The sequence below is a fragment of the Victivallis sp. genome, from assembly GCF_048170485.1.
Classification (GTDB): domain Bacteria; phylum Verrucomicrobiota; class Lentisphaeria; order Victivallales; family Victivallaceae; genus Victivallis.
In genome coordinates, this window is record NZ_DBEXAY010000289.1 from 1 (window position 1) to 3,791 (window position 3,791).

General features: G+C 58.3%; 3 protein-coding genes. All 3 read right to left on the minus strand.

Annotated elements, in window-relative coordinates:
- Nucleotides 1–880 (minus strand): hypothetical protein (locus ACMLHG_RS14890; protein ID WP_417171010.1); only part of this gene is annotated, 880 nt, incomplete at its 3' end.
- 10 nt (nucleotides 881–890) lie between these two features.
- Complete coding sequence (locus ACMLHG_RS14895; RefSeq protein ID WP_417171011.1) at nucleotides 891–1,679, minus strand: prepilin-type N-terminal cleavage/methylation domain-containing protein; 789 nt, start codon at nucleotides 1,677–1,679, stop codon at nucleotides 891–893.
- Nucleotides 1,680–1,681: 2 nt separating this feature from the next.
- A partial coding sequence (locus tag ACMLHG_RS14900) for an alpha-galactosidase (RefSeq protein WP_417171012.1) occupies nucleotides 1,682–3,791 on the minus strand: 2,110 nt, incomplete at its 5' end.

The following is a 3,791-nucleotide window of genomic DNA, read 5'->3' on the forward strand; positions in this document are numbered from 1 at the left end:
TCTCCTGCAGTTTGGCGTATTCAATCGCCGCGCCGAAGTGGTACTGCGGCGATTTTGGGAGCGGGGAGGGGGCGCTGAACGATGGGTAGGTGCTGTTCCACGCCCGGTTCATCGCTTCAACCGTACCGAATTTCTCCTTCAGCCAGGCGGAGAGGTGTTTCACATTGTGCGGCGAGAAATTGCGGTAGTTCGGTTCGTTGAAAATCTTGTACATATAGGGACGGACTCCAGCGTTGCGGAAGAGTTCCATTTCCAGCTGGAAGACCTTTTTCACCGCCTCGCGTCCTGCGGGATGCCCCAGATTGTAACGGATCGAAAAATAGGAGTGGGCGCCGGGGTCTGCCAATGCCTCTTCCGGCAGCAGAGTGAGCGCGGCCTTTCGGTTCGATGTCAGTACGCCCAGAGCTCCGCTGTACAGGTCGATATAGTAGGGCATGGTTTTGAGCGAATCCACGACCGCCATGAAATCACGGTAAGGCTGAATGCCCCACATCCTTTTAATCGCACCGAGGTTATGCTTGATCAACCCCTCCTGATAGAACTCGAAAATTCGACTCAGTTGCGCCGGAGTGTAATCGGGGAAAAGCGCGGAGATCACCAGCGGAAAACTGCTGATGTGCAATGTGTTGAATCCAATGGATTCAAAATACGCCTGACTGGGGCTGGTTTCATAGAGATAGCGGTAACGCTCCGGATATTTGCCGCGCCAGAGTTTGCCGTAAAGCTTGATTTTTCCGCCGGCGACATAACTGTATTCGGTTCCGGCGAGAAACTGCGGCGTGCCGTGTTCATCGGTCAGATTGGCGCCGCGGAACTGAATTTCCGTCGCCGACAGGCAAAGAGAAGAACTCAGGGTGAAAAATAGAAATAATTTTTTCATACACAACCTCTTAAAGTTTGTCGGTATGCTCGAAGGAAAGCCTGTTTTTGGTGAGAGGAAGCCGGATGGCTGCTGCTCGTCCATCGACAAAAGCGAAGTTGCAGGCCCATCCATGGCGGACCGCGAGACCGAACTGCGGTTCATCCGGGTCGAATGGCGGCTTGTTTTCATCCCAGAGGGTGAGCAGGTAGCGTTGCGTGGATCTTCCCGATTCTCCGACCAGAATGATCTCAGAGGGGCTTTTGCGGACGACTCCGCCGTCCCGGCAGCTTTTTCCGTTGCCGCAGGGGCGACCGGGGAGTAAATTATTACGCCGAATATAGTGTTCAGAACCATCCGGGTCTCTTCCTATAATACCTCGATTCGCTCCGTAGCTCAGGAAATCGTTTACCGCCGAAGTGCTGACGGTCCTGGGATCGGCATCGCCGGGATCGAGAAAGACGCCGTGCCGCAGTGTGGAGATCGCCTCGGGATCGGCGGTTCCGCTCGCGCGCAGAGTAGCCTCCTTCTTCCCTTCGCCCAGTACGCCGCTCAGCAGCAGCGTGCGGTGCCAGTATTTGCCGATATGGTCGGAGGTGTAACCCATCGAGGGGTAGTAGTCGGCGTAACTGTCGGCGTAGAGATTGAATCCCATGCCGATGCTCTTCAGATTGTTGAGACAGGCGATGCTCTGGGCCCGGGTTCTGGCCTTGTTCAGGGCCGGCAGCAGCAGCGAGGCCAGAATCGCGATGATCGCGATCACGATCAGGAGTTCAATGAGGGTGAAAATCCGGTTGTCGTGTCGATTTGGCTGCATCATGTTCAATCATCCTTTCGTTTGAGATGTACGATCCGGCAATCCAGATCACCATGTAACTGCATATCGATACCGAAGACGGCAAGTTGACGCCCGAGACGTTCCGGGAGTTCTGTCGGAGTACAGCCGTCACCGGCGAGCGCGCCGTAGAGGGTCGGCGTGTAGCGGGACTGATCATCCAGACCGCGAAGCCGGAAAGCGGGGAGCCGCTGCTGGAGCTGGAGGCCGTGGGCGAAAAAGAAAACCACCGCTTCGGAGCGGTCCGGGGCGACGAATTCATAACAGGCGTACGGGTGATCGTAACAGGAGGCGATTCGATAGTAGAGGCCGTTCTGAACCGTCGGGCGAAGTTTCTTGTAGAGGGCGCCATACCGGCGAAGCGACTCCATGGTTTCCGGATCGGCCCGGGTGAGATCCACACCGATGCTGAGCGAACCGAGCATACCGGCGAATGCCTGAAAGCGGCGCGGCACCTCCCTTTGATTGAAGTCGAAGAAATAGTGATCGCTGATGTGACAGCCGCCGCCCGCCGCCTTGGTCTGATGGAGACAGAGGAACCCCTCGTGCAGTTTGATCATGTCGAGCCCTTCCTGATTGTCGCTGCGGTTGATCCGGAAGGCGAAACGGTCGAACCCCCAGTCGGAGCGGAAGTTGCCGCAGGCACAGTTCTCCAGCAGCAGATCGGGGTGCTTCCGCCGGATGCGTTCGAAGATTCGATAGAGCGCCTGAACATAGCGGGTACCGAAGCTCTGTCCGCTCTCCGGCAGCGGAACCGGACTGCCGGGATGGGTGAAGAGACGGTTCATATCCAGCTTGAAGTAGTCGAGTTCATTTTCGCAGATGAGCGAGTCCAGCGCCCGATAGAGGTGTTCCTCCACCTCTGGGAGCGTGAGATTGAGCAACATTCTGCCGGAGGCGGAGTCGTCGAGCTCGTCGTCCGCCGGAAACTGGTCGGGATACTGCATGAACCACTCCCGATGGTCGCGAAAGATCGAACTTGCCCGGTCGGCGGATTCCAGCTCCGCCCAGACGCCGAATTTCATGCCGAGCCGGTGTGCCAGCTCCGCCTGGGGGCGGATGGTGCCGTGAAACTTGCTGTGGTGGGCGGTCCAGTCGCCCAGCGTCTCCTGCCATCCGGCGTCGAAGACGAAGAGTTCGGCGCCGAGGGCCGCCGCCTTTTGAATTGCCCGTTCGGTGTTGGCGGCGTTCATTTTTTCGCCGGAGCGAAAGGCGCCATATGTGTTGCAGATCAGCGGCATAACTTTGCCGCGGGTGGATTCCGGTTCGATGTGCGTGCGGATGTGGCGGTGTATTTTTCGGAACATGTCACCGAAACCGTGCTCCGCGAAGCCGAAGGTGAAGACAGGCGTTTCGAAGGCGGCGCCGGGGAGCAGATTCCACTGAAAGTCGAAATCGTTGATCCCGCCGGAAATGACACTGTCGATGTTGTCGTTTCGCTCCACGACAATTTTCCAGTTTCCGCTCCACTGGAGCGTGCCGAAGAGGAGGTCGCCGCTCTCCTCCGTGGCGGACCCGTCGTCCATCGCGAAAAACGGCATGGCGAACGGGCCGGAGAGACCGGTCCGGCTCTCCAGAACCAGCTTCCCCGCCTCGAGGACGGTGTGGGCGATCTGCCCCTCCGCCGCCCAGTACCCGTGGAGGTGAGTAATTCGGCCGGGTGTATCGCTCCAGGGGAGGGGGAGCGAGGCGGAGAATGCCTGCTGCAATGTGACCGGCACAGTGCCGCCGTTGCGGATGACCGCCCGGCGGTCCAGCAGAGGCGAATCGGCGTAGACGGTGTAGACGAGGGTGACAAAAAGCTGATGAAGTTTATCGACCAGAAGAAGTTCCAGTATCTCGGCGTTTCCTTCGCTCCGCAACTGGAAGGAATCGAATTCGAGTCTGGTTCCCCGGGAGCCGGAGGAATGGAGCGCCAGCAGGCAGCTTTCCGAATAGAGGGCCGAATGAAATGCCGGATATTCCTGAAGGGCGTGCAATCGCCGGCTCTCCCGGACGTTGGGAATGGCCTGCATCGCTTCCGGAGAAGGCAGCTCGTCCGGGGAATCCAGATGTTTCCCGAAGTGGAGGTGAACCGGCAGGCCGGTTGTCGGAGAG

Coding starts and splice junctions, on each gene's coding strand:
- ACMLHG_RS14895 (WP_417171011.1), bottom strand. CDS start 1,679: ATGATGCAGCCAAATCGACACGACAACCGGATTTTCACCCTCATTGAA.